Source organism: Variovorax sp. GW821-FHT06D12 (genome assembly GCF_059419205.1).
On record NZ_JBWKRI010000002.1, the window covers coordinates 701,816 to 726,321 of the forward strand.

A 24,506-nucleotide genomic window follows, 5' to 3' on the forward strand; every position below is an offset into this window, starting at 1 on the left:
AAGCACCTCATGGAATTCGCCCTCTCCGCCGACCAGAAGCTGCTGCAGGACAGCCTGCGCCGCGCGCTCGAACGCGCCTGCCCGCTCGATCGCGTGCGCCGTGTCGCGGCCGACGACCTGCCGCTGGACCGCGAGGTCTGGCGCACGCTGTGCGAAGTCGGCGTGCCGGCCCTGCTCGTGCCCGAGGCCTTCGGCGGGCTCGGCCTGTCCCTGCTCGACGCCGCGCTGGCCGCCGAGGAGCTGGGCCGCCATGTCGCGCCCACGCCCTTTCTCGGCACCGCCGTGCTCGCACCGCTCGCGCTGCGCGAGGCCGGCAGCGCGGCGCAACAGGATGAATGGCTGCCGCGCCTGGCGGCCGGCGAATGCATCGCCGGCGTGGCCATCGCCGAGGCCGTGGCCGGCGCGCGCGATGGCGCCGGCGTGACGGCCAATGCCAACGGCACGCTCGACGGCAGCGCGCTCTTCGTGCTCGACGCGGGCGCGGCCGATGTGTTCATCGTGGCCGACCGCGCGGGTGGCCTGCACCTCGTGCGCGCCGATGCGCAGGGCCTCACGCGCGGCGCGCTGCGCAGCATCGACGCCACGCGCCCGCTCGGCGAATTGCACTTCGCACAGGTGAAGGCCGAGCGACTGCCCAACGCCAGCCCCGCCACGCTCGCGCGCCTGCGCAGCGCGGGCTGGGCCCTGCTCGCCGCCGACACGCTCGGCGCGGGCGAAGCCATGATCGGCCAGGCCGTGGCCTACGCCAAGGAGCGCCGCCAGTTCGGCCGCGTGATCGGTTCCTTCCAGGCCGTGAAGCACCTGTGTGCCGAAATGGCCGCCGCGCTGGAGCCCGGCCGCGCCCTCGTCTGGTACGCGGCCCATGCCTTCGACGCATTGCCCGAAGAAGCCGCGCTGCTCGCCGCGCACGCCAAGTCGCACCTGAGCGAGACCGGCACCTTCGTCGCCCGCACCGCCACCGAGGTGCACGGCGGCATGGGTATCACCGACCTGCTGGGCCTGCATTACTGGTTCAAGCGCATCGGCTTCAACCGCCAGCTGCTCGGCGGCCCCGAGCGCGTGCGCCACCTGGCCGCCGAGATGCAGGGCCTCGTCGCCGCATGACCTCCCCACCCATGACCACACCATCCACCGCCCCCCGCATGCTCGAAGGCCTGCGCATCGTCGACCTCACCACGGTGATCTTCGGCCCCTACTGCACGCAGATCCTTGCGGACCTCGGCGCCGAGGTGGTCAAGGTCGAGCCGCCCGAGGGCGACAGCATCCGCATCATCGGCACGCCGCCCGTCACGCCGCTGATGAGCCCCGTGCACCTGCGGCTGAACCGCGGCAAGCGCTCCGTCGTCTGGGACCTGAAGAGCGAGGACGGCCGCGCCGCAATGCGCCGCCTCATCGAGACCAGCGACATCTTCATCCACAACGTGCGCAGCGACGCCATCGCGCGCGCGGGCCTGTCGTACGACGACGTGCGGGCCATCCGCCCCGACATCGTCTACGTGCACTGCACCGGCTTCGACCAGCGCGGGCCGTATGCCGCGCTGCAGGCCTACGACGACATCATCCAGGCCGCCTCGGGCATCGCCTCGCTGCCGCCCAAGGTCGACGGCAACCCGCAGCCACGCTACGTGCCGATGACCATGGCCGACAAGGTCTCGGGCCTGCACGCGGCGTACGCCGTGCTCGCCGCCGTGGTGCACCGTCTGCGCACCGGCGAAGGCCAGCAGGTGGAGGTGCCGATGTTCGAGTCGCTCGCCAGCTTCAACCTCGTGGAGCACCTGTGCGACAAGACCTTCGTGCCGCCCACCGGCCCCGCGCTGTACCCGCGCCAGATCGACCCCATGCGCCAGCCCATGCGCACGCGCGACGGCTACATCGCCATTGCGCCCTACCTGGACGACCGCTGGCTGCGCTTCTTCGAGGCCGCCGGCCACCCCGAGGTGCTCGAGGCGCCCGAGCTGGCCGACAAGGCGCTGCGCCGCAAGCACATGAGCCGCATGTACGAGGCCGCTGCCGCGATCCTGCCCGAGCGCACCACGGCCGAATGGCTCGACATCCTGAAGAAGGCCAACGTGCCCGCGATGCGCGTGAACGACATCGCCGACCTGCCCGACGACCCGCAGCTGCAGGCCGCCGGCCTTTTCCGACAGCGCACGCACCCGACCGAAGGCGCGTATCTTGAAGTGCGCCCGCCGGTGCGCTTCTCGGGCTATGCCTACGCCGACCTGTCGCACGCCGCGACACCCGGCCAGCACAGCGCCGAAGTCGCACGCGAGCTGGGCGTGACCCTCATGAACGAACGAAAGAACGCCGCATGACCATGACTGTCTACGACGCCGTCGCAAGCCGCCGCTCGGTGCGCGAATTTCTCGACCGCCCCGTGCCCGCCGACACGATCCGCCGCGTGCTGCAGGCCGCGCTGCGCGCACCCTCGGGCGGCAACCTGCAACCGTGGCACCTGCACGTGGTGGGCGGCGAGCGCCTGGACGAACTCAAGGCCCTCATGCGCACCCGCGTGCAGGAAACGCCCGGCGGCGAAGGCAGCGAGTACGACATCTACCCGCGCGAGCTGGTCGCCCCCTACCGCGACCGCCGCTTTGCCGTGGGCGAGGCGATGTACGCGCGCCTGGGCATTCCGCGCGAGGACAAGGCCGCGCGTTTGAAATGGTTTGCGCGCAACTTCCAGTTCTTCGGCGCACCGCTCGCGCTCTTCTGCACCGTCGACCGCCGCATGGGCCCGCCGCAGTGGTCCGACCTGGGGATGATGTTGCAGAACGTGATGCTGCTGCTGCGCGCCGAGGGCCTGGACAGCTGCCCGCAGGAGTGCTGGGCCATCTACCCGCAGACCATCGGCCGCTTCATCGACCTGCCGCCCGAACGCATGCTCTTCACCGGCATGGCCATCGGCTACGCCAACCGCGACAAGCCCATCGACGCCCTGGAGACCGAGCGCGCGCCGCTCGCCGACGTGGCCGAGTTCATCGGCATCTGAAGAAAGCAGTTGCACATGGACGATTGGGAAAGCGCCTGGGCGCCGATGGTGGCGCGCGTGGGCGAAGACTTTGCGAACGGCGTGATCCGCTGGGGCGCCGACGTGATCGAGGCCGGCGCGGTGCGCCGCTATGTGGAGGTGCTGGAGTTCGACTGCCCGCTGCATCAAGGCCCAGATGCAGTGGCGCCATCGACCAGCCTCGCGAGCCTCACGCTGCCGCCGATGTGGGCCCCGGGCCAGCCGCCCGTGTTCACCAGCGACGCGCGCAACGCCGAACCCGAGCGCAGCCCGCTCAAGGGCACGCGCCCCGAGGGCATGCCCCCCACCACCGCCTACATGGCGACCGACTACGAGGTCGACTACCTGCAACCCGCGCGCCTGGGCGACCGCCTGGGCCGGCGCGGCAACCGGCTCGTGCGCTGCGAACCCAAGGCAACCAAGGTGGGAAAGGGCGCCTTCACGACGTGGGAGTACGACATCGTGAACCAGCGCGAAGAGATCGTGGCCCGCTGCCGCTTCGGCATGTACCACTACCTGCCGCACTAGCGAACAGACACCTGATGCCGTGCGGCCTCCCGCACCGGCGCGCTGCGTCCCGTGCGCAGGGCATTGGGTGCTCCCCGCAGCGAAATCAAGGAGGAGGGGCGAAGCCCCGGGGGACATTCGCGGAGGGGAGTACCCGATGTCCTGTGCACGCGCCCTGAACCGACTCACAACGCCTCACAAGCAGAGCAACAAGATGAACTGGCAAACACAACGCCGCTGGGAAGAAGTCAACGAGGGCGACACCTTGAACCCCGTACCCTTCCCCCTCACCGTCTACCGCCTCGTGATGGCCGCCGGCGCCAACCGCGACTTCAACGCCATCCACCACAACACCGAGCACGCCCAATCGACCGGTGCCCCCGAGATGTACGCCAACGTGATGCTGCTGCAGGGCATGTGGGAGCGCGCGATTCGCGAGTACATCGGCACGGCCGGCGTGCTGCATGCCATCCGCGGCTTTCGCATGAAGTCGTTCAACACCGCGGGCGACACCGTCACCGTGCGCGGCCAGGTCGAACGCAAGTGGATCGACGACAGCGCCGATGCCGCGCACCGCCACCGCCTCGACCTGCGCCTGTGGAGCGAGAACCGCCACGGCGTGTCGGTCGGCCCCGGCCTGGCCGTCGTGAGCCTGCCGCCCTGACATCGCACCCACACAGAAAAACCAACGGAGACAAGACAGACATGCACAGCAACAGATTCACCCGCCGCCACGCCCTCGCGCTGGCCGCCGCCCTGGCCACAGGCAGCGCCTTCGCGCAACAGCCAACGACCACCTGGCCCGACAAACCCATCCGCATGATCGTGCCCTACGCCGCCGGCGGCGGCACCGACGTGTTCGCGCGCATCGTCGCCGAGGGCCTGGGCAAGCGGCTCGGCCAGAGCGTCATCGTCGACAACCGCCCCGGCGGCAACGGGCAGATCGGCATCACCGCAGTGCAGCGCGCACCGGCCGACGGCTACACCGTGCTGTTCTCGCTCACCTCCATCATCCAGAACCCGCTGCTGTACCCCAACGCCGGCTTCGACCCGTTCAAGGACTTCGTGCCCGTGTCGGAAGCGGGCCGCCTGCCCATCGTCTTCACCGTCAGCAACAAGCTCGGCGTCGACACCCTCGACGGCTTCGTCAAGCTCGCGCGCGCCGCGCCCGGCAAGTACTCGTACGGCTCCTACGGCAACGGATCGAGCGCGCACCTGTACGCCGAGGTGCTGCAGGACGCCGCGGGCATCCAGTTGCTGCACGTGCCCTACAAGGGCGAGGCGCCGGCCATCACCGACCTGCTCGGCGGCACCGTCGATGCCGTGTTCGTCTCGGCCAAGGGCGTGGGCCCGCACGTCGCGGCCGGCAAGGCGAAGTCGATCGCCGTGGTCGGCACCGCACGCGCCCCGCTCGCGGCCGGCGTGCCCACCTTCGAGGAACAGGGCTTCGCCGGCATGGAGTCGGTCGGCTGGTTCGGCATCTACCTGCCCGCCGGCACGCCGCAGCCCATCGCGCAGCGCCTGTCGACCGAAGTGGCCCAGGTAGTGCAAAGCCCCGAACAGGCCGCGCGCATCGAAGGCCTGGGCGTGATCCCGGTCGGCAGCACGCCCGCGCAGCTCACCGCCACCATGCGCGCGGACCATGCGCGGTGGAAGCAGGTGATCCAGGCCAAGAACATCAAGCTCGATTGAGACCACACGCCATGACACGTCTTTCCTCCACGCTCGGCTTCGCACTGGCCGCCTTGCTCACGCTGCCCGCCGCCGCGCAACAGCCCCCGGCCGACTACCCCTCGCAACCCGTCACGCTCGTCGTGCCCTTCCCCGCCGGCGGCATCACCGACAACATCGCGCGGCTGGTCGCGCAAGAACTCGGCACCGCCTGGGGCAAGCCCGTCGTCGTCGACAACCGCGTGGGTGCCAGCGGCACCATCGGCGCCGCCGCCGTCGCACGCGCCCCGAAGGACGGCCACACCGCCCTCTTCACCATCACCACCCACGTGCAGATGCCCGCGCTGCAGCGCAAGCTCTCGTACGACGCGGTGAAAGACTTCGCGGCCGTGTCGCAGATCGGCATCTCGACCTCGGCCCTGGTCGTGACGCCCGACGTGCCCGCCAAGACGCTGGCCGAACTCGTCACGCTGCTCAAGGCCGAGCCCGGCAAGTACTCCTACGGCTCGACCGGCGTCGCAACCACCTCGCACATCTATGGCGAGCTGTTCAAGAAAGAGGCCGGCGTCGACATGCCCCACGTGCCCTACAAGGGTGCCGCACCCATGGTGACCGACCTGCTGGGCGGCCACATCCGCGTGGCCGTGCTCGACACCGGCACCGCCCTGCCCTACCTGCAAAGCGGCAAGCTGCGCGCGCTGGCGGCGCTGGGCACGCAGCGCTCGGCCACGCTGCCGCAGGTGCCGACCTTCCAGCAGGCGGGTTACGCGGGCTTCGAGCCCTATGCGTGGATCGCGCTGTTCCTGCCGGCCGGCACGCCGCAGCCGCGCGTGGACAAGATGTCGAAGGCCGTGGCCGCCATCATCGCCAAGCCCGAGGTGCAAAAGAAGATGCGCGACATGAACATCGAGCCCGTGGGCAGCACGGCCGCCGAGTTCGCCGTGGTGCTGCGCCAGGACGCCGACACCTGGAAGCGCGTGATCGACAAGACCGGCATCCGCCTGGAGGACTGACCGATGACGCCCCCTCCACTTTTTCGTGGCGCCCTCGAAGGCGTCAAGGTGCTCGACCTGTCGTCCGTGGTGCTCGGCCCGCTGGCCAGCCAGATGCTGGCCGACATGGGCGCCGACGTCATCAAGGTCGAGGCGCCGCAGGGCGACCTGGCCCGCTCGGTCGGGCCCGCGCGCCACAAGGGCATGTCGTCGCTGTACCTGTCGTGCAACCGGAACAAGCGCAGCCTCGTGCTCGACCTGAAGCAACCCGCCGCGCGCGAGGTGCTCGACACGCTGGTGCGCGGCAGCGACGTGCTCGTGCATTCGGTGCGCACCGACGCAGCGGCACGCATCGGCATCGACGCGGCGCGGCTGCATGCGCTCAACCCGCGGCTGGTGAGCGCGCACGTCAAGGGCTTCTCGGACGAAGGGCCGTACGCGGGCCTGCCGGCCTTCGACGACATCATCCAGGCCGCCTCGGGCCTGGCGCAGCTGCAATCGATCTACACCGGCGAGCCGCGCTACATGCCCGCGCTCGTCGCCGACAAGACCACCGCGCTGTATGCCGCCTACGCCATCGTCACCGCGCTGTTCCACCGCGAACGCAGCGGCCAGGGGCAGGCGGTCGACGTGCCGATGTTCGAGACCATGACCGCCTTCAACATGGTGGAGCACCTGTGGGGCCACACCTTCCAGCCACCCATCGACGACATGGTGTACGGCTCCATCCGATCCGGCGTGCGCAAGCCCTTTCGCACGGCCGACGGCTACATCGCGCTGGTGCCCTACACCGACGCGCAGTGGCTGCGCTTCTTCGAAGTGGTGGGCCGGCCCGAGCTGCGCGAGGACGAACGCTTTGCCACGCTGGCCGCACGCGTGCGCAACCACACCGTGGTGTTCGGCGAACTCGAACGCGCCACCGGCGCGCGCACCACGGCCGAATGGGTGGCAGCGTTCCGCCTTGCCGACATTCCGGCGATGCCGATCCAGACGCTGCAGCAGTTGCCCGACGATCCGCAGCTGAAAGCCAGCGGCCTGTGGCACGACGCCGAGCACCCGACCGAAGGCACGCTGCGTTTTCCCGGCGTGCCGTTCACACTGTCGGCCACGCCGGGCGGTGTGCAACGGCTCGCGCCGTCGCTGGGCGAGCACACGGACGAAGTGCTGGGGGAGTTCGGGTTCGAACGCGCGGCGGTCGATGCGCTGGTGACCGCCGGCGTGGTGGCACGGGCCTGAGGTCTATTCGAGCTTCAGATTCATGTCCTTGATCAGCCGCGACCACAGCAGGTTCTCGCGCCGCACCGCCGCCATCAACTCACCCGGCCCTTCACCCGAAGGCTCCAGCCCCAAACCGATCATCCGTTCCTGCAGATCAGGCTGCGCCACGGCCTGGCGCACGGCGCCGGCGAGCTTGTCGATGGCCGGCTGCGGCGTGCCGGTGGGCGCGAAGAAGCCCCAGAAGCCGCCGTGCTCGTAGCCCTTGAAACCCTGCTCGGTGAAGGTGGGAATCTGCGGCGCGAGCGGCATGCGGCGCGTGCCGAACACGCCCAGCAATTTCGCGCGGCCCGACTTCGCGTGCGGCAGCGCCTCGCCCATGGTGACGAAGCCGCCCTGCACCTGGCCGCCGAGGATGTCGATCATCAGCGGCGCGCCGCCCTTGTAGGGCACGTGCGTCATCTGCAGGCCCTCGTCGCGCATGAGCTTCTCGCCGTAGAGGTGGCCCGACGAGCCCTGCCCCGCCGAGCCGAAGCTCAGCTTGCCCGGCTGCGCCTTGGCCATGGCGACGAACTCGCGCATGCTCTTGGCCGGCACGCCCTCGCCCACCGCGAACACGAGCAGGCCGTAGTTCGACAGCGACACGGGCGCGAAGTCCTTGAACACGTCGTAGCCGGGCTTGGCCATCAGCAGCGGCGCGAGCACGAAGGAGTTGACGGCGAACAGCAGCGTGTGGCCGTCGGCCGGCGCCTTGGCCACGAAGGACGCGGCAATGGCGCCGTTGGCACCCGGCTTGGGGTCGATCAGCACCGGCTGGCCCAGCGGCTTGGCGATGCGTTCGCCGATGGTGCGCGCGATGCCGTCGACCAGCCCGCCGGCGGCCGACGACACGATCACCTTGATCGGCTGGGTCGGATAGGCATCGGCCGCCTGCGCCTTCGGCAGCGCACCGAGCGCGGGGGCCAGCAGTCCGCTCGCGCCCCATTGCGCGAATCGACGTCGTTGCAGCATGAAGAGGTCTCCTGTTGGTTTTCTTGACGATGAAAGTGGTTCAGCCCGCCGCGCCCCACACGGCCAGCGCATCGAGCGCCTCGACCGTGGGGCCGTCCACCCGCAGCGGGTTGACTTCGAGCGAGACCAGGTCGGGGCCGAGCGCGAGCGCCGCGTTGCCGATGGCGGCCACGGCTTCGGCGATGGCGTCGCGGTCGGCCGCGGGCGCGCCGCGCCAGCCGTCGAGCAGGCGCGCACCGCGCAGTTCGGCCAGCATGTCCTTCACCTCGGCGGGCGTCACGGGCAGCAGGCGCAGGCTGGTGTCGCGCAGGGCCTCGACCCAGATGCCGCCGAGCCCCACGGCCAGCGCCGGGCCCCACTGCGGATCGCGCACGGTGCCGACGAAGAGCTCGAGCCCGCCTTGCCGCATCGGCGCGACGAGGATGCCGTCGATCTCGGCCTCGGGCCGCGCGGCGCGCACGCGCGCATCCATCGCCTGCCAGGCGGCGCGCACCGCGTCGGCGCCCTGCAGGTTCAGCGCCACGCCGCCGACCTCGGTCTTGTGCGCGATCTGCGCCGAGGCGATCTTCAGCACGACCGGGCCGCCAACCTCCTGCGCGAAGCGCGCGGCCTCGTCGGCGCTGCGCGACAGCCGCACGGGCACCACCGGCACGCCGCGCTGCGAGAGCCAGTCGAGCGTCTCGCGCTCCGAACGCAGAGGCGGCGCGGGTGGAGCGGCCGATACCGCAGCGGCCATGCCTTGTGCGCCCTGACGCCGGCGCAGCGTTTCGGACCAGCGACGCACCGCGCCCGCCGCGCTCATCGCGTGGTGGATGCCGCAGGCGATGTGGCGGATGCCGGTTTCGGCGATGAGCTCACGCGACCGCTCGCTCACCTGCATCACGTAGTGGCTGCAGACGACGGCGGGCACCGGGCTGGCCGACAGTCCGCGCGCCACCTGCGCGAGCACGGCGCGGTTGAGCGGCGTGTCGTTGGCCGGTGCGTTGGGCACGTCGGCCACCACGATGGCGGCGCCCAGCGCGGGGTCGCGCACCAGCGCTTCGAGCGCGTTGCCGAACAGCTCGGGCTGCAGCATGGCGGCGCCGGTCACGTCCAGCGGGTTCTGCGGCGTGCCGTAGCCCGGCAGCACCTCGCGCAGCGCGGCCTCGGTGGCGGGCGCGAGCGGCGTGAGCGCCAGGCCTTCTTCTTCGGCGCGCTCGGCAAAGATCTCGCACATGCCGCCCGACATCGACACCGCCGCCAGCCCGCCGGCCGCGAAGGGCCCGGTCATGCTGGCGAAGGCGGCGGTGAACACCAGGTCTTCGATGGAACGCACGCGCATCAGGCCCAGGCGCTGGCACATGGCGTCGAACACGCGGTCGTCGCCCACCAGCGAGCCGGTGTGGGCCTGCGCGGCCTGCGCCGTGATCTCGCTGCTGCCCATCTTCAGCACCACGATGGGCTTGGCCACGGCCAGCGCGCGCTCGGCCGCGGCGGCAAAGCGCTGCGGGTCGCGCACGGTCTCGGCGAACACGGCGATGGAACGCGTGTGCTCGTCGTCCACCAGGTAGTCGATGACCTCGGCGATGTCGATGTCCGACTCGTTGCCGGTCGACACCATGCGGCTCAGGCCGATGCCGTGCACCTGCGCCATGAACGACAGCTGCCCCGCCAGCGCGCCGCTTTGCGACACGATGCCCAGCGTGCCCGCCGGCAGCGGCTCGCGCAGCGAGGCGGTCCACACGGCCGAGCGGTCGACGAAGTTGACGAAGCCCAGGCAGTTGGGCCCGAGGATGCGCAGGCCGCGCGATCGCGCCTTGGCCGTGAGCTGGCGCTGGCGCTCGCGGCCTTCCTCGCCGGCTTCGGCAAAACCCGAGCTCAGCAACACCGCGTTGCCGATGCCCGCGCGCTGCAGGTCGGCCAGCGCGTCGTCGAGCGCGTCGGCCGGCACCATGAGCAGCGCCGTGTCGACCGGCTCGCCGATGGCCTCGGCCGAGGTGGCCGCCGCCATGCCATGGAAGCTTCCGCCGCGCCGGTTGACTGGGTAGAGCTGGCCCGCGTAGCCCAGCGTGCGCAGGCTGGCGAGCGCCGCGTTGGACCACACCGAGCGCTCGGTGGCGCCGACGAAGGCGATGGCCTTGGGGTGGAGGAAGCAGTGAAGAGAAGAGGAGGAAGAAGAAGTCATGGCGGCAGGAAGAAAGGTCGGGTTCAGTCGTCGAGCTTGATGCGCAGGTCGCTCACGAAGCGCTTCTCGTCGGCATAGGTCTTGTGCGCCCAGGCCGTGTAGGCGGGGCTGTCCATGTAGAACCTGACGTAGTCGTTGAGGTCGAGCGTGCGCAGGAACTCGGGGTCGTCCACCGCCTTGCGGAAGGCCTCCTGCAGCGCCTGCACCACCTTCGGGTCCATGCCGCGCGGGCCGGCGATGCCCCACGAGCCGTTGGCCACCACGTCGTAGCCGAGTTCCTTCACGGTCGGCACGTTCAGCCGCGTAGGCGAGCGCGCTTCGTTGAAGGTGGCCAGCAGGCGCACGCGACCGCCCGCCACGGCGGCGCCGAAGCCGGCCTCGGAGACCGCGTCCACATGGCCGCCCATGAGCGCGTTGTACAGCTCGGCCGCGCCCTTGAAGGGAATGAAGTTGAACTTCACGCCGGCCAGCGCGGCCAGCCGCTCCATCGACACGTGCGAAGTGCCGCCGCGCCCGGTGGTGCCGTACGACACCTCGCCCGGCTTGGCCTTGGCCGCGGCCAGCAGCGCGTTCAGGTCTTTCCACGGGGCCTCCTGGCGCACCGTGATGCCCAGCGTGGCGGCCGTCACGTTGGCCACGTAGGTGAAGTCGGTGGCCGGGTCGTAGCTCACCTTCTGCAGGTGCGGCAGCCGGTACAGCGAACTCAGCATGAGCGACAGCGTGTAGCCGTCGGGCGCGGCCTTGCGCGCCATGGTGGTCGGCGCCAGCGTGGCGGCCACGCCGGGCTGGTTGAGGATCACGATCTGCTGCTTCAGCTCGCGCGAGGCCGCCAGCGCCAGCGCGCGCGCCTGCACATCGGTGGCGCCACCCGCGGGGTACGGCACCAGCAGCGTGATCGGCTGCTTGCCGAACAGGCCCTGGGCGCGCGCCAGGAAGGGCAGCGCGGTGCCCGCGGCGGCGAGCGCGGCGCCGTGGATCAGGCGGCGGCGCGCCGGGTCGGTCGGGAAGGAATGCATGGCTTGTCTCCGGTCGGTCGAACAGTCGAATCGTTCGTTCTTCGGCGATGGTCGCGCGCAGCCCTTGGCCGGTCACCGTCGCTTCGGACGACTTTGGCCGCCACGGCGCTTTCGATCCCGTCGCTTCCGACGATGCCGGCGTAGCGCGTCCCTTCCATACTCGGTGCACAACAACGCATCGACCGACGGAGACCGCAGTCCATGGACCTCACCCAGCCCCTGCACAAGGCCCTGCAGGAACGCCCCGGCGCCACCGCCCTCGTGTGCGGCGAGCGCCGCAGCACCTTCGCCCAGTTCGTCGACCGCGTGGCGCGGCTGGCGGCCGTGCTGCAGTCGCTGGGCCTGCAACCCGGCGACCGCGTGGGCCTGCTGGCGCTGAACTCCGACCGCTACGTGGAGTACCTCTACGCCACCTGGTGGGCGGGCGGCGTGATCAACCCCGTCAACATCCGCTGGAGCGCGCGCGAGGTCGCGTACTCGCTGGACGACTGCGACACGCGCATCCTGCTGTCCGACGCGCACTTCGGCGCCGTGGCGCAGCAGCAGCGCGAACTCTCGCGCTCGCTGAAGACGCTGGTGCACTTCGGCGACGGCCCCGCGCCCGACGGCATGGCCGACGCCGAAGCCCTCATGGCGCGGGCGCAACCCGTGCCCGACGCGCGGCGCGGCGGCGCCGACCTGGCCGCCGTGATGTACACCGGCGGCACCACCGGCCTGCCCAAGGGCGTGATGCTCACGCACGGCAACCTCTACACCGGCCAGCTCTCGGCCAACATGGCCGCCACACGCCCCGCCGAGGCCGTGGGCCTGAACATGGCGCCCATGTTCCACGTGGGCGGCACCGGCCTCACGCTGCAGCTGATGATGCGGCTGTGCACGCAGGTCATCATTCCGGCCTTCGACGAAGTGAAGGTGCTCGAGGCGATCCAGAACGAGCGCGCCAGCGAGACCTTCATGGTGCCCACCATGCTCAAGCGGCTCATCGAGCACCCGCGCTTCGGCGAGTTCGACACCACGCCGCTGCAGCTGGTGCTGTACGGCGCCGCGCCCATCGACGACGCGCTGCTGCTGCAGGCCATCGACAAGCTGCCGCGCGCGGGCTTCTGCCAGCTCTACGGCATGACCGAGCTGTCGCCCGTGGTCACCGTGCTGCCCACCTGGTGCCACCACCCCGACCAGCCGGCCGCGCGCCGCCGCTCGGCCGGGCGGCCCGTGCCCATCGCCGAAGTGCGCATCGTCGATGCCGACGGCCAGCCCGTGCCGAACGGCACCGTCGGCGAGATCGCCGCGCGCGGGCCGATGGTGATGGCCGGCTACTGGAACAAGCCCGAGCAGACCGCCGAGGTGCTCCGCGATGGCTGGATGCACACCGGCGACGGCGGCGTGATGGACGCCGACGGTTTCGTCTACGTGGTCGACCGGCTCAAGGACATGATCGTGAGTGGCGGCGAGAACATCTACTCGGCCGAGGTCGAGAACGCCATCACCCAGCTGCCGCAGGTGTCGATGTGCGCCGTGGTCGGCGTGCCCGACGAGCAGTGGGGCGAGCGCGTGCATGCCGTGGTCGTGCTGCGCGCCGGCGAGGCCCTGAGCGCCGAGGCGCTGGTGGCGCACTGCAAGACGCTGATCGCCGGCTACAAGTGCCCGCGCAGCGTGGAGTTCCGCGAAGAGATTCCGCTGTCGCCGGCGGGGAAGATGCTCAAGTACAAGCTGCGCGAGCCGCACTGGGAAGGGCGCGCGCGCAAGGTGGGTTGACGCGCCGGCGGGTGTGTCTGGGTGTGTACGGGTGTGTTTCACCTGCTTGGGGTATGGTGGCGGGCCGCCACCTGCACCCACTGCGACATGCACCGCCGCCTCCTCGCTCTCGCCCTGCCCTGCTTTCTGCTCCTTGGCCTGTCGCCCGCCTTTGCGAACGGCAGCCTGCAGTGCGACGGCCGGCCGTATGCGGTCGAGATCCAGTTCAGTCTCTCGACCGGCCAGCTGACCGAGCTGATCGTGGCGAACACCGCCTCCGGTGCCGACGAGACCGAGCGCTTCAGCCTGCAGCAGCGCTTTGTCGACCATCGCCGCCAGTTCATGCGCGCGCGCGGCACCGGCCTGGACCGTCCGCAGGTGGCCGTGGCGCTGCGCGTGGCCGGCGCGACCGGCACGCTCAGCTACCGCGGCACGCAGTATGAGCTGCGCTGCAACTGGACCGCGCTGGGCTGACCCACCCTGTCGTGCGTTCACGCCTCGCATGCCGCAAGACCGCACCCTTCTCTATGCCGGACGCGGGTTCGAGGTGGCGCATGTGCGCCTGCACGCGCCGCAGGGGCCGGCATGGAGCGATCTGTACACCGTGGCCTCGCCGCGCGTGGTCTTCCCCATCGGGCGCACGCGACTCGACGTGCGCTCGGGCGAGCACACCTGGCTGACCGACGCGCTCACCGCCATCCGCTTCGGCGACGCCACCGCCTACCGGCTGCGGCCCGAGACCGCGACCGTGCGGCACAGCCTCGTGGTCAGCGGCCAGGCGTCGGTGAGCCCGGCCCACGGTGAAAGCGCGGCGGGCGTGAGCGTCTGCCTGCTGACCCCGCAGGCGCTGTACCGCATGCACGCGGCGCGGCGCCAGCTGCCGGACACCGACAGCGCACGGGCCGCGACCCTGGTGGCCGCGCTCGTCGCCGAGCTGGGCAGCGCGCCGCACCAGGCGCCCTGGCACGGCGCCGTCGCGCGTGCGCGGCAGTTGCTGCTGTCCGAGGGCAGCGGCCCGGGTGCGCGGCCTGCTCTCTCGCTGGACGAACTGGCCGAGGCCGTGTCGCGCTCGCCCTTTCACCTGGCGCGGCGCTTTCGCCAGCAGACCGGCCTGAGCCCGCACCAGTACCGCCAGCACCTGCGGCTGGCCTCGGCGATGGAGCGGCTGGCCGACGGCGAGCGCGACCTGGCCGGCCTCGCGCACGACCTGGGCTACTGCAGCCAGAGCCACCTGGGCGCCGTGTTCCGGCGCGGCGTCGGCGTCACGCTCGGCGAGGCCCGCCGCGTGCTCGGGCCGGCCAGCGCAGGCGCACGAATCTGATAGCTTTCGCGCCGGCCGGGCCACAGACTGGCCCGATGACGACATCGCCTCGCACCCTCTGGACCGGCGCGCTCGCCGCGCTGGCCGCCGCCCTCATCGGCAGCGCCTGGCAGCTGCTGTCGCGCCACGGCGTGACCGCCACCGCGCTCGGGCCGATGGACCTCGCGCTGCTGCGCTACGGCATTCCCGCGCTGCTGCTCAGCCCGCTGTGGCTGCGCGGCAGGCTCGTGCCGCCGGGTGCGTCGCGCGGCGCGCTCGTGCTGCTCGTCGTCGGCAGCGGCCTGCCCTTCGGCCTGCTGGTGCTGGCCGGCGCGCAGTGGGCGCCCGCCAGCCACATGGGCATCTTCATGGCCGGCAGCCTGCCGCTCTTCACCGCGCTGGGCGCGTGGGTCTACCGGGGCGAGCGCGTGCACGGCCTGCGCCTGCTCGGGCTGGCCGGCATCGCCGTCGGCATGGCCGTGTTCGCGGCGGGCAGCTTCGGCGAGGGCCTGCGCCAGCAGCACTGGCGCGGCGACCTGCTCTTTCTGCTGGCGGCCTTGCTGTGGACCGTCTACTCCCTGGCCTTCGGCCGCTGCGGCCTGAGCGCGTGGCAGGGTGCGGCCTTCGTCAACGGCGCGTCGACCCTGCTGCTGTTGCCGCTGCTCTGGCTCGCCGGCCCGCCGCGACTGTTCGCCGCGCCATGGACCGACATCGCGATGCAGGCCGCAGGCCAGGGCGTGGTCGCCGGCCTGCTGGGGCTGGTGGTCTACGGCGTCGCGATCACGCGGCTGGGCGCCGCACGCGCCGCGCTGTCGTCCGCGCTGGTGCCTGTGCTCACCACGCTCGGCGCGGCATGGTGGATGAACGAGCCCGTCACGCGCCCCGCGCTGCTGGCGCTGTCGTTCGTGGTGCCCGGCGTCGTGCTCGCGAGCGGCGCGCTGCGGTGGTCGGTGCCAGCGCCACGCGACAGCCAACGACAGGCCCCGGGGCAGAATGCGGCGGCGTCCTTGCCCACTTCCGAAAGCACTCGCCCATGAAGCAAAAGATGAATCGCCTTCGCACCGCCGCGCTCGTGGCCGCCTCGTTCGCGTCGCTCTTCGCCTTCTGTGACGCGGGCTGGGCGCAGCGGCCGGAGCCGCAGCAGCAGCCGCAAGTACAGCAGCAACCGCCGCTGCAACGCAGCGTCGTGCGCGTGCCCACACCCTTCGTCGAGAACGGCGCGCCCGTCACGCTTGAGATGGTCATCTACAAGCCCGACGGCGCCGGCCCGTTCCCCACCGTCGTGTTCAACCACGGCTCCACCGGCATCGGCAACGACCCGGCCTTGTTCAAGCAGACCTGGGCCCCCGAGCGAACCGCCCGCTGGTTCACGCAGCGCGGCTGGCTCATCGCCTATCCGCAGCGGCGCGGACGCGGCCAATCGAACGGCCTGTACGACGAAGGCTTCACCGCCAAGCGCGAGCACTACAGCTGCGAACCCGCCATCGCCCTGGCCGGCTTCGACCGCGCCGTGGCCGACCTCGACGCCGCCGTCGCGTGGCTGCGGCGCGACCCCGACGTCGACACCCGCCGCATGGAAATCGCAGGCCACTCGCGCGGCGGCATCCTCGCTGTTGCGTATGCGGGCCTGCACCCCGACATGTTCCAGGGCGTCATCAACTTCGTCGGCGGCTGGATGGGCGACAAGTGCCCCGGCAACGCCGCCGACGCCATCAACCCCGCCACCTTCCGCCGCGGCGCGGCCTTTGCCAAGCCCACGCTGTGGCTCTACGGCGAGAACGACCCGTTCTACGCGATGTCGCACAGCCGCAAGAACTTCGAAGCCTTTCGCGAGGCGGGCGGCAAGGGGCGCTTCGAGAGCTTCACGCTGGAGGGCGGCGCGAGCGGGCACGGGTTGCTCGGGCAGCAGGGGCTGTGGGGGAAGACGGTGGAGGCGTATCTGGCGGCACCGTGAGGTGGTGCGGCGCCTCGGTGCGCTAACGGCGCAGATCGGCTGCCGCGGCGTTCAACTGCGCGATGAAGTCAGGAAGAGGAATGCGTGAACCCAGGCTTCCGTCCTTCCCGGGGAACGCAACGCAGAGGTGCTCCCGGCCTTCCTCGCGGTCGAGCAGCAACAGGAACTGGCCATCGAAACTCAGCTCCGCGACGAGGTGCTCGTGCGCCGTGTCGCTCAGGATGGTCGTTTCCCATTTCTCGTTTTTCATGTCTGCTCTGCGGATGAAAGATGACGATGCCGTGCGCTGCGGGTTGAGGCCCAGCAGGGCCGGATGATAGGTCGGCAAGTCCGCGAATCCACCTTCGCCCTAACAGCGACGACCATGGCTATACTGCGCCGGTCACGTCAACACCGGGCGTGATCGGGCTTGGACTCCCGTTGAAATCACTGCGACGTAAAGCCGCAGCCACCCCGCAGGGTCTGCGGCTTTGTCGTTCGCGCTTCCTGTTTAGGCGGCTCGATGGGCGGGCGCGAGCCCGGCCGGTTTCACGCAAGTGGTTTCCCGGTAGTCCAACCCGTCGAGCCGCCGCCCCCGCTTGGACTCGGGTGCGTCGGTTTCAGCAAACCGAAACCCTTGGAGGCCATTCATGGCTGCATCTGCATCTCCCCGCGCGTGCGCGCACGCGTCTTCGCTTCCTGCATCTTCTGAAGAAACCGCCAGTGCCGAATCGCTCGCGCTGCAGGCGTGCGATGACGTCGACAGCCTTCATGCGGTGCGACGCGCCTACGCGTGCATCGAGAAGCTCATCGTTCCGCAGCGTGTGGGGGAGACGGAGGAAGTCTTTCCGACGCGGACTGAATTGGGGGCATTGGTGCGGCTGGTGAATGAGGAGCTGTTGCGACGGATCGAAGCGGCCGATGCCACGACTCAATCACTGCGTGCAGCTCTTGGTGAAGGCGGTGTGCAATGAACGCCTCGCGTTCCACCTCGACCGCGCGCGCGAATGTCAGTGCTGCGGTATGCCAGCAGATCAACTCAATCGCGAAACGGCGGCGGCGATTTCTGCCTCGCTCTTTGACAGGAACTGCTCGAACTCACGCATCCAGTCGTCTAGCGCTGGCTGAACACTCTCAGTCCACTGAATCTTCGTAAGAGGCCCTATCACCAACACCGTACCGTCTTCTTTGCACACGTCAGATTCAATCGCCATCTGCTTGTCGTCGCCCCGGATATCCACCGTGATCGCGAGCTCTTCGCCATCAACACTCCGCCGGAAGGCCAGGTACGCCCTGAGCAAGAACGCTCCATTGCTGGTACGCCCCACATCGCGAATCACGGATGAATCGCTCATCGCAATCTTCTCCGCGAGCGTGGACAGTGTGGTGTGAAGACGAAGCCACAGGGCCTCAATGAGGGCTCCACGGGCGTGCAACCTCTCGCGGCTCACGATGACTCCCAACGACGCGAAGAACGAGGAGAACTTCTTCGACATCTCATCGTCCCGTTGCAGGGTCCCACGATCAGCGTAGAGCGACCGTTCGGTTTCGAGATCGATAGATTCAATCTCGTAGTCACCACTTTCCCAGACGGTGATCCGACCTATCGCTGTCGGTACATCAACATCCAGGCGTGCCGAGGGATTGGCTGAAGGCTCGCTTTCGGTCAGTCGCGTGTCGATGTTCTTTGCCCCCCGGGCTCGGTCTGTCTGAACCGTTTGGGCCCAGTCCACGAATCTTCTCAGCATCATTCTTCCAATTGGAGCACTCGGACTCGCTCCTCGGAGAAGACCTCTGTCCGATGCCGGTTCATCACTGTTCTTTGCCACTGCCCGCTTCGGCGCTCAGGGAGCCGTCACCTTCAACTGAAGTGGAATGGAGCCTGACTCCAATACTTCTACTGCTTCACCCTGAGCAAGATGTTGCTGCCAGACTTGACGACCAGATAGGGATGCTCATACGTGACCACGGGGTCTTCTTTGATTTCTCTCGATGTCCCTAGATTCGCCATCGCGATCAAGTCACACACGGCGCCACCACTGGCACAGGAGTAGAACCAGCCGTCAAGTTGACCTATGCCCGAACCCCTCGGGGCATAGAGAGCATAGATATCCGCATTCCGCCCAGTTGGAAGTTTGACGCTGTAGCGCCTCTCTACATGCGAGGAATAGATCTTGTCGATCCAAGTGCCTGCCTCCTTGAGGCTACCAACACGCACGGGCGCATCCTGAGCTGCGGCGCTGAAAGACATCAGCGCGAGCGAGATCACTGCTAGTTTGGCAAACATACAAGTCCACATTGTGTTGGATAGATTGATGGTGGAACCGGAGAATCGCCAAGTGACTTTGCGGGCCAGCTTCCCTGCTTGTTGGACCAAGTGCCGCCAGCATCCTGACGACACCAATGATCGTCACCACGACCTTGAGAAATACTGGTTGGTCGAATGAAGAGTTACGACACCTGCGCTGGACGCCGTCCACTGGGCGTTGGGTCGGTACGACTACAAGTCACGGGGACTTCATGTATCCAGCGTTTTTCCAAAGAAGTTCGGATGAAGTGATGCCAAGGGCAGTCGACACCTGCTCCAGCCGATGCTCCCAGTCATTTAGCTGCGAGCAAAAGAACAGATCTACGGTGTTCTCGGGAAGGCTCTTGTAATTGCAAAGGTAGAAGCGAAACCCGTCATCCAATTTCAAATATGCAACGTCGTACTCTTGAAGGTCATCGATTTCATTCTCAACGTTGAAGTTGAACCTCTTGCCAAGAGTCGAAAGATTCGATGGAAAAGTCGCGACATGAGCGACATTGAAGTTGAACGATTCAGCATCGGCTTTCGAGATCGAAGAGCGCGTCATGGGGCAGTTCTTGGAATTCTCAGCCAGTGATGAACAAGGCTCGGCATGGAAAATTGACCATCACCATCCATCCATCGCCTCCAGGCATTCGTCATGAGCCCGTTGTGACGCTTCGTGTCCTGATCCAGGGTGATCCTGGTTCTTTTCGCTCAGATTCCCAACCAGGCTCCAAATCCATTTCAGAACGAAGGCTAGGGTCATCTTCAAGCACGTGTCCGATGCCTACAACTCGATAAGCAGAAGCGCTCTCTTCGTGCTCTCCTCCGCAAACAAAGCACCAGTCTCCCTCAGGGCGAGCTACTAGGCGTACTGGCTCCTTCTTCTCGAAGACGTGAATGCAAACGTACGATTTCAAGTTTCCGGGGATCATGCTGGTTTCATTCAGTGATTGGGGGTCCACTCATCAGGAAATAGCCGCGTACCCTTTTGGCGATTGCACTTGCGACATGCACTGAGAATGTTGTCGATCTCGGAGCCTCCGCCATTGGACCAAGCCTCTTCATGATCATATTCCCTTGAGTTGTCATGCCCGTGATCGGGCCTCATTTGCTGTCCACAATACTGACACCTCAACCTTCCTCGATCATCCGTCGCCTGTTGATCTGAGAGTTCTCGCGTGCCCTTGCTCGGCAATCTCGCGAACATTCGATCGCTGATTCCCTTGCACAGGTCGTGAATCAGCCCAGGCACAGTGAAGTCGAGGGGCGATATTTGTCGAGGTCTCGGCAGCGAAAAACCAGGTGGACTGATCGGGATCCCGTCAAGGTCAGTACCACCCTTAGGCGAAGAGCTCCGACCAGGCAAAGGAATCGGTAAAGGTACCGGCCCTAAAGGGGTAGGTGCAGCAACTTGCAGGCCATCGGGGTCGATGTACTTGAGCGGATTGCTTTTCACGTAACCGAATCGGTTCCAGCCCCCGTCTAGCCCGATCGGATCAGGCTGTGTGTAGCGTCCACAACTTGGACAGTACGAGCGATAACCGTTGAAGAACAACCCCGACTCCTCATCCGCATACTGCCCCGGATACCGCAGGTTGAACTTCACCTCCGACACGCCCGTGGTGCCCGGATTCGGCGTCACGTCCGTGTCGGCAAACCGGTTCCTCGCCGTCGTCGGCTTGTCTTCCCCGAACGCGCTGTAGCCCCACTGCCAGGCCGCTTGCCCGCTCACATCGGTGAGCTTGCGCGGCGTGTTCAGGTGGTCGCTGTGCACCGCGTAGGTCGCACCGTTGATCACCGCCGCGATCGGCATCGGGCCGTTGGCCGTCGGCAGGTAGATGTACTGCGCCTGCCCGCCGCTGTTGGTGCCGCCGCTGCCCACTTCGGCGATCAGCGTGCCCTGCTCGTCGTAGACGTACGTGTAGCCCTGCTGCTCGGCCTGGTTCGTTGCGGGGCTCCACAACCGGGTGAAGAACGCGATCAGGCTTTGCATGAAGCCCGGGTCGGCCTCGTCGCCCTGGCTCGGCGGGTACAGCGGCTCGGTCTTGAACACGCGCTGGCCTAGCGCGTTGTGCGCATAGCGCGTGGTCGGGCTGATGTCGGTGGCGCCGGTGGTGGCGGCGGCCAGCCGGCCCTCGGCGTCGTAGGCATAGCTGCGCAGGCCGTCGGTCACGAGGTCGCCGTTGGCGTTGTAGCCGTAGGTGACGCTGGTGTTGCTAGCGCCGTTGATGCTCTGGGTGAAGCCCGTCAGGCGGTTGCTTGCGGCGCCCACGGTGTGGGTGCGCGCGGTGCTCTGACCACTGACGGCTCGGGTACTGCTGCTTCGGTTGCCATTGGCGTCGTAGTCAAAGGTGGCGGTGTTGTACCCAGTGGTATTGAATCTGATGATGCGACCGACCGGGCTGTAGCCGACGTACCAAGTGACATTTTCGTTCGCGAGAGTGGTGTGCGTCGGATCGGTGTCGCCGGGGCGGTACAGGTTCTGCGTGAGGCTGCTAATGCGACCCGCAGGGTCATACGCATAGCTGCTGAACTCGGTGGCCGTGAGCCGCCCCGCAGTGTCGTACACGCGGCTGGCGGCCAAGGAGGCGGGCGGTGCGGCGACAAACGCCCACTGCCACGCGGTGGGCTGGCCGAGCGGACTCCATGCGATGCCGGTGACGAGCGGGCTCCCGTTCCAATTCAGGCCGACGAGGCGGCCAGTCGGGTCGTACAGGTGAGTGAGCGTGGCGCCGTTGGGGTAGCCGATGCTGGCCAGCGTGCCGTTGGCGTTGTAGCCGTAGCTCACCTGTTGCACGCTGCCCGTGCTCGCGCCGGTTGCGAGGGTCTGCTTCTTGAGCGTGACGCGCCCGAAGGCGTCTCGGGTGTACTCGGTGGTGCCGCTGCGGTCGATGACTTCCGAGAGGTAGCCCTTGCTGTTGGCCGTGAGGTCGTAGCGCAGCGTGGTCGTCTTGCCGTCAGCAAAGACGAGGCTGGTCGGACGACCCAATGCGTCGCGGGCGATCGTCGTGGCCTGCCCCATGGCGTCGGTGATCTGGCTGGGCAAGCCCAGGCTGTCGTACTGGGTGCTGGCGCCGCCCGTGTCGGCGCTGGTCTCGGCCGTGGCGTTGCCCTGGGCGTCGCGGGTGTAACCGGTAACCACGCCTTTGAAGTCCTTGGTTTCGGTGATGGCGTCGAGAGCGTTGTATTTGAGGGTGGCTGTGGCGTTGGCTGCGTCGGTGATGGTCTTGACGCGGCGCAGGCTGTCCAAACCGTACCCCGGGTTCTTGCTCAGGCCGCGGGTCGAACTGGTCAACTCGCCGTTGGCGTCGTAGCTGAAGGTGCTGGTCTGGTTGGCACCCTCAGTCTTGCCCGAGAGGCGGTTGATGTCATTGATAGTGCGCGCCACGCTCCAGGCCACGTTGCCGGCGCTGTCCTTGACCTGCTCGGCCGTGCGGTTGCCCATGCCGTCAAGCGTGTAGCTACCGCTCTCGCCGCGGTTATTGCTCCAGCCGGTGAGGCGGTGGGCGGCGTCGTAGGAGTAGGTAAGCACGAGACCGCTGGGCAAAGTCACCGATTCAACGGTGCCAAAGGGTTTGTAGGTCAGCGTGGTGGTCTGCGCACCGGCAAGGCCCGCGCCGACGGTCTGGGTCAGCAGGCGGTCACGCAGGTCATAGGTATAGGTGGTGGCGAGGCCGTTGGGCGCGGTGGTGCTCGCTACGCGGTTGGCGTTGTCGTAGGTGTAGGTGGTGACGTGGCTCAGCGCATTGGTCGATGTGAGAGTGTTGCCGCGGGTGTCGTAGGTGTAGCTGGTGACTGCGCCGTTGGGTTCGGTGGCTGTCCCCACCAGTTGCTGGGCGTTGTAGGTCCACTGCCAGAGATGGGCGCTGTTGGTCGTCGTGTCGGTGACGGTTTTTGAAAGCGTGTTGCCAAGGGTGTCGTAGGTATAGGCGGTGGTGCGGCCCGCCTCGGTGATGAGAGAGGGCAACGAGAGCAGCGGATGCCATTGCGTTGCGACAGTCTTGGCTTCAGGTGTTCCAGACGCCTGCACCACAGTGAGAGGCAGACGCCGAACGGTATCCCACGTTGTCGTCGTAGCTACGCCTTTGAAGTCGGTTTCCGATGTGATCAGGCCATTGACGTCCTGGACCCGGGACCGCGCATCAGATTCACCTGTGCCTGAAGGCCTGTTTCCGACCACCACGGCCAACTTTCCCTTGGTGGTGCTATAGCTGTAGCTGCGGCCCGTTCCCAAAGGGTCAGTGATGAGGGCAGCGTGGGAACTTGAATAAATGACTTGGTAGCGATCAACAGATCCCGCCAATTCACTACTAGTAGCACGACCACTAGCGTCATATGTGAAAGTTGCAAAACGCCCGCCAGTTTCATCGAGGAGTCCGCTCAGGGCATGCGGAAACGCCGCGTTCTCATAGAGAAAGACACGGGCCTTTCCGTCCGGATAAGCGACAACTGAAAGTCGACCAGCAGCGTCGTAGATGTAGCCAATCGTGCGAAGGTCGGGGGTAGTGACGGCGACCAACTGGTTCGCACCGTTGTAAGTCAAAGCCAGGGTGCGGCCAAAAGGATTGCTGATGGTCGCGAGTTGACCTTCGCTGTTGTAGGTATAGATCGTCGTCCAGCCATTTCGCCGTGTTTCGGTTTTCTTCCTGCCGTCGGCTGTGAAGGTCAGCACGGCATCGTCGTCTGCACGGCGATAGACCCACTCTCCATTACCGACTTGTGCAAGGATGTCCGCACTGTTCGTGGCGACCCAATCGGAAGAGTCTGCCACCTTGGAGAAAGTCTGTAAGTAGCCCTCCGCGCTAGTGATGAAAACTCCGACTGGATTGTTCGAAGGAACGGCTTTCAGGGTCACGGCATGGTTGTGCGTCCATGCCTTGCCAAGCGTTCCCACTGCGCGATCCGCGTCGGTCCCCCAGTTACTTCGATACGTCCGAACGAACGAGAGAGGTGAAGGGCCATCGTCCGCAAAGTCGGCTTCCGAACGAAATTTCTCAGCGGAGGCCGGAAGAATAGGATTGGCGGTCTGCACTCCAGCAACGGCGCCCCTCTTGCACATGGGAGCAGAAGAAGACGACGAAGGAGCCTCTGCAACTGCCTTCACGCAGGCGGTTTGACTAGGGTCTTCCTGAAAAAGTGGCCCGCACTGACAACCGCCCGGCACGGCAATGGTGTTCGCGGGACAGTTCACGATTCGCCCAACCAGCACAGAGCCGTAGTACTCGCCCTTTGCACTGATAAGACTACAGTAGCCTTGGCTTGGGCTGAGAGTGAACGTGATCCCGGATGTATTCGTTGCCTGCAACTGTTCGCACACACCGGCAGGCGTCGCTGAAAAAACATGCTCTCCGCCATTCGACGTACCGAATTGACCTCTGTACTGGGTAACTAACGGCACCAATGCATGCGCCGAACCAACCAACAGCAGCAGCAGCACTGCGGTAATCAGTCGGAGAAGATGAGCCCCCAGATCGTGACGCTGACGAGCAGGCCCATGTGCTTGGCCTTTACGAGGAGCCCAACTCGAGCCGCTTGAACAGGTCGAAACTGCCGCATTTGCATCACAACCCCGAGCAAACACCAGCACGAAGAGGCGTAGGAGGAAATTCTGTCCTACGCAATTCCTCTCTCTGCGCAGGACCGGCGATCTCCCTGCTCCTTCC

22 protein-coding genes are annotated in these 24,506 nt (G+C 67.4%); 14 read left to right on the forward strand and 8 right to left on the reverse strand.

Translation table 11 applies throughout. The features are described 5' to 3' along the window. Positions 1–9: 9 nt before the first annotated feature. The 8 genes from AC07SQ_RS09655 to AC07SQ_RS09690 all read left to right on the forward strand — a co-directional run bounded on the left by AC07SQ_RS09655 (position 10) and on the right by AC07SQ_RS09690 (position 7,413). Positions 10–1,104, forward strand: a complete 1,095-nt coding sequence (locus AC07SQ_RS09655; RefSeq protein WP_095746815.1) for an acyl-CoA dehydrogenase family protein — start codon at positions 10–12, stop codon at positions 1,102–1,104. An 11-nt stretch (positions 1,105–1,115) separates the two neighbouring features. After that, on the forward strand, positions 1,116–2,315 hold the full coding sequence (locus AC07SQ_RS09660; protein ID WP_487849674.1) for a CaiB/BaiF CoA transferase family protein: 1,200 nt from the start codon (positions 1,116–1,118) through the stop codon (positions 2,313–2,315). 2 nt (positions 2,316–2,317) lie between these two features. Beyond that, positions 2,318–2,989, forward strand: a complete 672-nt coding sequence (locus AC07SQ_RS09665) for a nitroreductase (RefSeq protein WP_495272232.1) — start codon at positions 2,318–2,320, stop codon at positions 2,987–2,989. A gap of 15 nt (positions 2,990–3,004) precedes the next feature. Then, positions 3,005–3,535, forward strand: coding sequence for a hotdog family protein (locus AC07SQ_RS09670; RefSeq protein WP_159272863.1), 531 nt, complete (start codon positions 3,005–3,007; stop codon positions 3,533–3,535). Between the two features lie 193 nt (positions 3,536–3,728). Continuing rightward, positions 3,729–4,178 carry a hotdog family protein gene (locus AC07SQ_RS09675; protein WP_489061738.1) on the forward strand — a complete coding sequence of 150 codons (450 nt, stop codon included), beginning with the start codon at positions 3,729–3,731 and terminating at the stop codon, positions 4,176–4,178. Positions 4,179–4,219: 41 nt separating this feature from the next. Beyond that, positions 4,220–5,206, forward strand: coding sequence for a Bug family tripartite tricarboxylate transporter substrate binding protein (locus AC07SQ_RS09680; RefSeq protein WP_495272016.1), 987 nt, complete (start codon positions 4,220–4,222; stop codon positions 5,204–5,206). An 11-nt stretch (positions 5,207–5,217) separates the two neighbouring features. Beyond that, on the forward strand, positions 5,218–6,198 hold the full coding sequence (locus AC07SQ_RS09685; RefSeq protein WP_489061742.1) for a Bug family tripartite tricarboxylate transporter substrate binding protein: 981 nt from the start codon (positions 5,218–5,220) through the stop codon (positions 6,196–6,198). 3 nt (positions 6,199–6,201) lie between these two features. Further along, positions 6,202–7,413, forward strand: a complete 1,212-nt coding sequence (locus AC07SQ_RS09690; RefSeq protein WP_495272015.1) for a CaiB/BaiF CoA transferase family protein — start codon at positions 6,202–6,204, stop codon at positions 7,411–7,413. A gap of 3 nt (positions 7,414–7,416) precedes the next feature. On the opposite strand, the gene AC07SQ_RS09695 is transcribed toward AC07SQ_RS09690, so the two are convergent. From AC07SQ_RS09695 to AC07SQ_RS09705, 3 genes are read right to left on the reverse strand one after another with little or no spacing between them, the layout of a single operon-like run. Next, positions 7,417–8,403, reverse strand: coding sequence for a Bug family tripartite tricarboxylate transporter substrate binding protein (locus AC07SQ_RS09695; protein ID WP_139704328.1), 987 nt, complete (start codon positions 8,401–8,403; stop codon positions 7,417–7,419). A 40-nt stretch (positions 8,404–8,443) separates the two neighbouring features. Continuing rightward, a complete protein-coding gene (locus AC07SQ_RS09700) occupies positions 8,444–10,567 on the reverse strand; it encodes an acetate--CoA ligase family protein (protein WP_495272014.1) in 2,124 nt (707 codons plus the stop codon). Positions 10,568–10,590: 23 nt separating this feature from the next. After that, complete coding sequence (locus AC07SQ_RS09705; protein ID WP_159279359.1) at positions 10,591–11,583, reverse strand: tripartite tricarboxylate transporter substrate binding protein; 993 nt, start codon at positions 11,581–11,583, stop codon at positions 10,591–10,593. A gap of 201 nt (positions 11,584–11,784) precedes the next feature. Between AC07SQ_RS09705 and AC07SQ_RS09710 the strand changes: the two genes are divergently transcribed. From AC07SQ_RS09710 to AC07SQ_RS09730, 5 genes are all read left to right on the forward strand, one after another. Beyond that, the gene (locus tag AC07SQ_RS09710) at positions 11,785–13,338 is read left to right on the forward strand and encodes a long-chain-fatty-acid--CoA ligase (protein ID WP_495272013.1); all 1,554 of its coding nucleotides are present in this window, start codon (positions 11,785–11,787) and stop codon (positions 13,336–13,338) included. An 87-nt stretch (positions 13,339–13,425) separates the two neighbouring features. Beyond that, on the forward strand, positions 13,426–13,791 hold the full coding sequence (locus tag AC07SQ_RS09715; protein ID WP_354344656.1) for a hypothetical protein: 366 nt from the start codon (positions 13,426–13,428) through the stop codon (positions 13,789–13,791). Positions 13,792–13,819: 28 nt separating this feature from the next. Next, positions 13,820–14,638, forward strand: coding sequence for a helix-turn-helix transcriptional regulator (locus AC07SQ_RS09720; RefSeq protein ID WP_495272012.1), 819 nt, complete (start codon positions 13,820–13,822; stop codon positions 14,636–14,638). A gap of 35 nt (positions 14,639–14,673) precedes the next feature. Continuing rightward, a complete protein-coding gene (locus tag AC07SQ_RS09725) occupies positions 14,674–15,654 on the forward strand; it encodes a DMT family transporter (RefSeq protein WP_495272011.1) in 981 nt (326 codons plus the stop codon). Positions 15,655–15,662: 8 nt separating this feature from the next. Then, entirely contained in the window at positions 15,663–16,571 is a 909-nt protein-coding gene (locus AC07SQ_RS09730; protein WP_495272010.1) for an alpha/beta hydrolase family protein, read from the forward strand. Between the two features lie 22 nt (positions 16,572–16,593). On the opposite strand, the gene AC07SQ_RS09735 is transcribed toward AC07SQ_RS09730, so the two are convergent. Continuing rightward, the gene (locus AC07SQ_RS09735) at positions 16,594–16,899 is read right to left on the reverse strand and encodes a hypothetical protein (RefSeq protein WP_495272009.1); all 306 of its coding nucleotides are present in this window, start codon (positions 16,897–16,899) and stop codon (positions 16,594–16,596) included. 301 nt (positions 16,900–17,200) lie between these two features. On the opposite strand from AC07SQ_RS09735, the gene AC07SQ_RS09740 reads away from it, so the two are divergent. Next, on the forward strand, positions 17,201–17,524 hold the full coding sequence (locus tag AC07SQ_RS09740; protein ID WP_495272008.1) for a hypothetical protein: 324 nt from the start codon (positions 17,201–17,203) through the stop codon (positions 17,522–17,524). A gap of 60 nt (positions 17,525–17,584) precedes the next feature. Here the strand turns inward: AC07SQ_RS09740 and AC07SQ_RS09745 are convergent, their stop codons facing one another. The 4 genes from AC07SQ_RS09745 to AC07SQ_RS09760 all read right to left on the reverse strand — a co-directional run bounded on the left by AC07SQ_RS09745 (position 17,585) and on the right by AC07SQ_RS09760 (position 24,280). Beyond that, on the reverse strand, positions 17,585–18,283 hold the full coding sequence (locus AC07SQ_RS09745; RefSeq protein ID WP_495272007.1) for an immunity protein TriTu family protein: 699 nt from the start codon (positions 18,281–18,283) through the stop codon (positions 17,585–17,587). Positions 18,284–18,447: 164 nt separating this feature from the next. Beyond that, positions 18,448–18,927 carry a hypothetical protein gene (locus AC07SQ_RS09750; protein ID WP_495272006.1) on the reverse strand — a complete coding sequence of 160 codons (480 nt, stop codon included), beginning with the start codon at positions 18,925–18,927 and terminating at the stop codon, positions 18,448–18,450. Positions 18,928–19,057: 130 nt separating this feature from the next. Then, positions 19,058–19,405, reverse strand: a complete 348-nt coding sequence (locus AC07SQ_RS09755; RefSeq protein ID WP_495272005.1) for a hypothetical protein — start codon at positions 19,403–19,405, stop codon at positions 19,058–19,060. A gap of 381 nt (positions 19,406–19,786) precedes the next feature. After that, positions 19,787–24,280 carry an RHS repeat-associated core domain-containing protein gene (locus AC07SQ_RS09760; RefSeq protein WP_495272004.1) on the reverse strand — a complete coding sequence of 1,498 codons (4,494 nt, stop codon included), beginning with the start codon at positions 24,278–24,280 and terminating at the stop codon, positions 19,787–19,789. Positions 24,281–24,506: the final 226 nt, after the last annotated feature.

What these genes read in the sequence shown, in the direction of transcription:
- AC07SQ_RS09660 (WP_487849674.1), top strand. Translation starts at nt 1,116, where the DNA reads ATGACCACACCATCCACCGCCCCCCGCATGCTCGAAGGCCTGCGCATC.
- AC07SQ_RS09740 (WP_495272008.1), top strand. Translation starts at nt 17,201, where the DNA reads ATGGCTGCATCTGCATCTCCCCGCGCGTGCGCGCACGCGTCTTCGCTT.
- AC07SQ_RS09755 (WP_495272005.1), bottom strand. Translation starts at nt 19,405, where the DNA reads ATGACGCGCTCTTCGATCTCGAAAGCCGATGCTGAATCGTTCAACTTC.
- AC07SQ_RS09725 (WP_495272011.1), top strand. Translation starts at nt 14,674, where the DNA reads ATGACGACATCGCCTCGCACCCTCTGGACCGGCGCGCTCGCCGCGCTG.
- AC07SQ_RS09670 (WP_159272863.1), top strand. Translation starts at nt 3,005, where the DNA reads ATGGACGATTGGGAAAGCGCCTGGGCGCCGATGGTGGCGCGCGTGGGC.
- AC07SQ_RS09690 (WP_495272015.1), top strand. Translation starts at nt 6,202, where the DNA reads ATGACGCCCCCTCCACTTTTTCGTGGCGCCCTCGAAGGCGTCAAGGTG.
- AC07SQ_RS09710 (WP_495272013.1), top strand. Translation starts at nt 11,785, where the DNA reads ATGGACCTCACCCAGCCCCTGCACAAGGCCCTGCAGGAACGCCCCGGC.
- AC07SQ_RS09720 (WP_495272012.1), top strand. Translation starts at nt 13,820, where the DNA reads ATGCCGCAAGACCGCACCCTTCTCTATGCCGGACGCGGGTTCGAGGTG.
- AC07SQ_RS09675 (WP_489061738.1), top strand. Translation starts at nt 3,729, where the DNA reads ATGAACTGGCAAACACAACGCCGCTGGGAAGAAGTCAACGAGGGCGAC.
- AC07SQ_RS09680 (WP_495272016.1), top strand. Translation starts at nt 4,220, where the DNA reads ATGCACAGCAACAGATTCACCCGCCGCCACGCCCTCGCGCTGGCCGCC.
- AC07SQ_RS09700 (WP_495272014.1), bottom strand. Translation starts at nt 10,567, where the DNA reads ATGACTTCTTCTTCCTCCTCTTCTCTTCACTGCTTCCTCCACCCCAAG.
- AC07SQ_RS09665 (WP_495272232.1), top strand. Translation starts at nt 2,318, where the DNA reads ATGACTGTCTACGACGCCGTCGCAAGCCGCCGCTCGGTGCGCGAATTT.
- AC07SQ_RS09730 (WP_495272010.1), top strand. Translation starts at nt 15,663, where the DNA reads ATGAATCGCCTTCGCACCGCCGCGCTCGTGGCCGCCTCGTTCGCGTCG.
- AC07SQ_RS09655 (WP_095746815.1), top strand. Translation starts at nt 10, where the DNA reads ATGGAATTCGCCCTCTCCGCCGACCAGAAGCTGCTGCAGGACAGCCTG.
- AC07SQ_RS09715 (WP_354344656.1), top strand. Translation starts at nt 13,426, where the DNA reads ATGCACCGCCGCCTCCTCGCTCTCGCCCTGCCCTGCTTTCTGCTCCTT.
- AC07SQ_RS09705 (WP_159279359.1), bottom strand. Translation starts at nt 11,583, where the DNA reads ATGCATTCCTTCCCGACCGACCCGGCGCGCCGCCGCCTGATCCACGGC.
- AC07SQ_RS09695 (WP_139704328.1), bottom strand. Translation starts at nt 8,403, where the DNA reads ATGCTGCAACGACGTCGATTCGCGCAATGGGGCGCGAGCGGACTGCTG.
- AC07SQ_RS09685 (WP_489061742.1), top strand. Translation starts at nt 5,218, where the DNA reads ATGACACGTCTTTCCTCCACGCTCGGCTTCGCACTGGCCGCCTTGCTC.